This is a genomic window from Deltaproteobacteria bacterium, assembly GCA_026712905.1.
Lineage (GTDB): Bacteria > Desulfobacterota > Binatia > UBA9968 > JAJDTQ01 > JAJDTQ01.
The window spans coordinates 1-3,289 of record JAPOPM010000065.1 but is presented as its reverse complement, the minus strand read 5'-3'; the positions used below and the strand labels follow the sequence as shown (position 1 = coordinate 3,289).

Annotated in this window: 2 protein-coding genes; one reads left to right on the top strand and one right to left on the bottom strand. The window is 60.2% G+C overall.

Going from position 1 to position 3,289, the window contains the following annotated elements; all coding sequences use genetic code 11:
• The first annotated feature begins 1,109 nt into the window (after positions 1 to 1,109).
• Positions 1,110 to 1,769 carry a hypothetical protein gene (locus OXF11_04840; protein ID MCY4486426.1) on the top strand — a complete coding sequence of 220 codons (660 nt, stop codon included), beginning with the start codon at positions 1,110 to 1,112 and terminating at the stop codon, positions 1,767 to 1,769.
• Positions 1,770 to 2,129: 360 nt separating this feature from the next.
• Here the strand turns inward: OXF11_04840 and OXF11_04835 are convergent, their stop codons facing one another.
• Positions 2,130 to 3,164: a hypothetical protein gene (locus OXF11_04835; protein MCY4486425.1), complete on the bottom strand. Its 1,035-nt coding sequence runs from the start codon at positions 3,162 to 3,164 to the stop codon at positions 2,130 to 2,132.
• Positions 3,165 to 3,289 lie beyond the last annotated feature (125 nt).

Sequence of the window (3,289 nt, the reverse complement as noted above, 5' to 3'; positions counted from 1 at the left end):
TCGACACAGGCGACAGGCCCGTCTGCACGATACTCCATGCACTTAAGGCGCAGCCGTCGTCTGAAATGCGCATGCCATGGATAATGAACGGTGCAATCTGCCCCGACATGGGTAGAATGAACACGCAGTGCTCAACGCACTCCGCAAATCCATAGGCCCGGCTATCGCCGACGAGGCGTTTTCCAGGTGGCTCGACCAACGGATCGAGGAGCCGGAGGTCGACGCGAACGCGGAGGTTATCCGCGATGCGTTATGGGGTTTGATCCGGGAAGGCAAGCTCTCCATCCGGCGCGGTGGGTATATCGTTCGGCGCGGGCGTAGGCGCGTAATTGTGGAGCCTCGCCAAAGCTGACGATTCGGCAAATGCCGATTCGATACAGCGAATGCATTCTCTTGAAAGTCCTGTCCCGGGACCGTGATGACGGCGTCCGCGAGACCGCCACCCCGCCGGCCAGTTCCGACAACGTGCCGCGAAGGCCGTCGTCGGCTACCTGACCGCCCCGGTGCATCGCGTTTCCCGTATCCGGGGCGGTCCGGGCGCCTCCGGGGCGGTTGACCGGCCTGGCGGATGGCGTGCATCTTCCCGCCATGTCAGGTCTGTTCGACATGTGCCGGGACATGGTCGGTTTTCTCGCCGTTATTGAAGCCGGGTCGATATCGCACGCAGCGAGGCGGGGAAGATGAGGTCGAGTGTGGCGGCCATCCTGGCGATAGGGGGAATTTCGCTCGCAGGGTGCAAGACTGTAGTCCCCCTTGCCATCGTCGACCTTCAAACGGACAAGGTGGTCATCCAGGGAGGCGACGATGAAGACGATACAGCGGTCGTCGCAAAGGCTCGGGAAGGATGCTCTGTCCACGGGCGTATCCCCCTCTATTTGAGCGAGGGGCGACATTGCAGCGGCACGGCATGCTTTTCATCTGGGTATTCTGCATTCTGCAGCCCGGCAAGCTGCGTGATGCACCATCTGTTCGCCTGCATCGAATAGCGAGCACGGTAGTCCCCCGACACCGGACAGCGGAGACCGCGCGGCAACCCGGTCACTGCCCGGAACAGCACCGGTGCCGGAAACGGGGGTATTCTTTCGGGTCGGGCCGAGGGGAAGTACAACATGATCGGTCATCGGGCATTCGCTGACGAACTGGAGGCACGAATAGAGCACCGTTACGGTGATGGCGGATACAGGCTGGGCTGGCGCCTGCTCTACAGCCCGGCGGTTGTTCTCGAAGGGACCCGCGTGGCGTTTGTCGGCCTCAATCCCGGCGGCGGTGTACAGCGGGACGACCATGCGGAATTCGCCATGAGTTTGGGCAGCGCCTGGGTTGTTGAAAGTTGGAAGGGTCGGCCGCCGGGGAAAGCGCCGCTCCAGAGGCAGGTCTTGTCCCTGTTCGAACTGCTCGGCGAAAAGCCGGAGGCCGTATTGAGTGGAAATCTTGTGCCCTTCCGGTCGCCGGATTGGGACGCGCTTCCTGGAGACAAGAAGGCCGCCGTCGAGTTCGGCAAGGATTTGTGGCGGGACATGATCCTCAGGGCTCGCCCGTCCCTGGTCATCGCCTGTGGAACGCGTCCTTTCGATGCCCTGCGAGAAGCGCTCGGAGGGACAAAGCCCGAGAATTACGGGTTGGATTGGGGTCGAGTTACGGCCCGGAGATGCGCCTGGCCGGGCGGCGAACTGTTGGGCCTACCGCACCTCTCGCGTTTTCCTGTCGTCACAAGCCGCCGCGACGCCGTCCTGCAACTATTGTGCGGATTCATCGACGAGAGGGGGTAAACTTATCCCGACGCTGGCCAGTTTTTGGACCCGCTGCCTCGAGTAGCGCCTGCAGTTCACCTCCGCGCGCGTCTCGCCCGCCGCGAAGGTCACCGTGCCGGACGTCGCGGTGTAGTCTGCACCGTCCGCCCCCATGCCGATATCTTCACCCATGCACGCCGACGATGATGCAACTGACCTGAGCCCAGGGCCCCAACTCAACCCGCCCGTCAACAACAAGAAAACATACCCCGGCCGCCAACGCGTCTCACGCGCAACCGATGCCCCTGCCCCCTCGGCCGCAGAAAACAGGCGCGCTACTCCGATGGTCCCGCAAACAGACAAAACGCCTGCAAACGAAAGCCCGGTAAGAAATCCGGGCTAGCGGGACTGCCCGACCATGAGATATTGAGCCCCTTCGCTTCTGACAAGGCTGACGCCGCCCTTGGCGCGCTTGTGTGCGACCCTGAGGCCGTAATTCCCCTTTCCGGCCACCCATACATGCTGCCGACCCGAGAGGGCGAATAGTGCTTCGTGAATACGGCCGAACTGCGAAGTCCTAAAGCATTGACGCAATTCATCCGGGAAGTCATCCTGCTTGCTGGCCCTGCTCGACACGTTTTCCTCGTCCTCAATGAGAATTTCAAATGCCCTGACAAGCGGTGTCGGGTCGTTTCCAAGTATTGCAAGGTCGATGGTGATGCTAGCATCGACAGCCTTGACGCCCTCGAACGGGAGAGCGTCCCAAAAGTTCTCGACGGCTTCTCGCGAGAAAAAGTCGTCGAATGCCCGATTGCGAGATACGAAGGATCGGAGATTCTTGTAGCTCGCGATTTCTTGGTGGACATATGCTTGATGTTGTCTCCACAGTTCATTGCCGTCCCAAGGAATATCGGCAATGTCCAGCCAGCTTATGTGGCGGGCGTTTTTATGAACATCTTGGAATTTCTTGAATATTTCAACGGTCGGAAGAGAACCCGCAGCGTCACCCGCCCTCTCGCGGTTGAACGGCGTGAGATATACGATCGCTATGCGGTCTTCGTCTTTCTTGTCGTATTCGTACTTATCGGAAAGGCCATCGAGATAGCCTTCAAGCTGTCCCTTCTTTGCCGAGGCCTTGGCCGTCTTGACCTCGATTCCCAGCAAGCGGCGGCGCTCGTCATCATGGATGGAAATATCGATTCGTTGCCCTCCTGTCGCGCCATTCCTGTCCTTTTCCGCTTTTTCCTCGGTTTCGATCCGGGGGCTGTGCGGAATGTCCCAATTGTCCGGTGCGGCCAGCCGCCAAACGGCATCGAACAACGAGCGGTTTCCTGATGCGCTGACGCGCAGCGCTTCCCCTAGGAATTCAGAGTGAAAGGGTTCTGTACGACTTGTCGTTTTCCTGATAACCTCGAAGATGTTGAGAGCCTTCATCCGCTCAAACCTCCCACCACTCGCCGTCCTCCCTCGGGACGACATTGTCGAAGAAATCCGGGAAGCGCCCGGTTTCGAAGGAATGTATGGGCACGAGGGCGCGGGGGGCAAGGGCGGCGGCGAAG

Coding starts and splice junctions, on each gene's coding strand:
- OXF11_04835 (MCY4486425.1), bottom strand. CDS start 3,164: ATGAAGGCTCTCAACATCTTCGAGGTTATCAGGAAAACGACAAGTCGT.
- OXF11_04840 (MCY4486426.1), top strand. CDS start 1,110: ATGATCGGTCATCGGGCATTCGCTGACGAACTGGAGGCACGAATAGAG.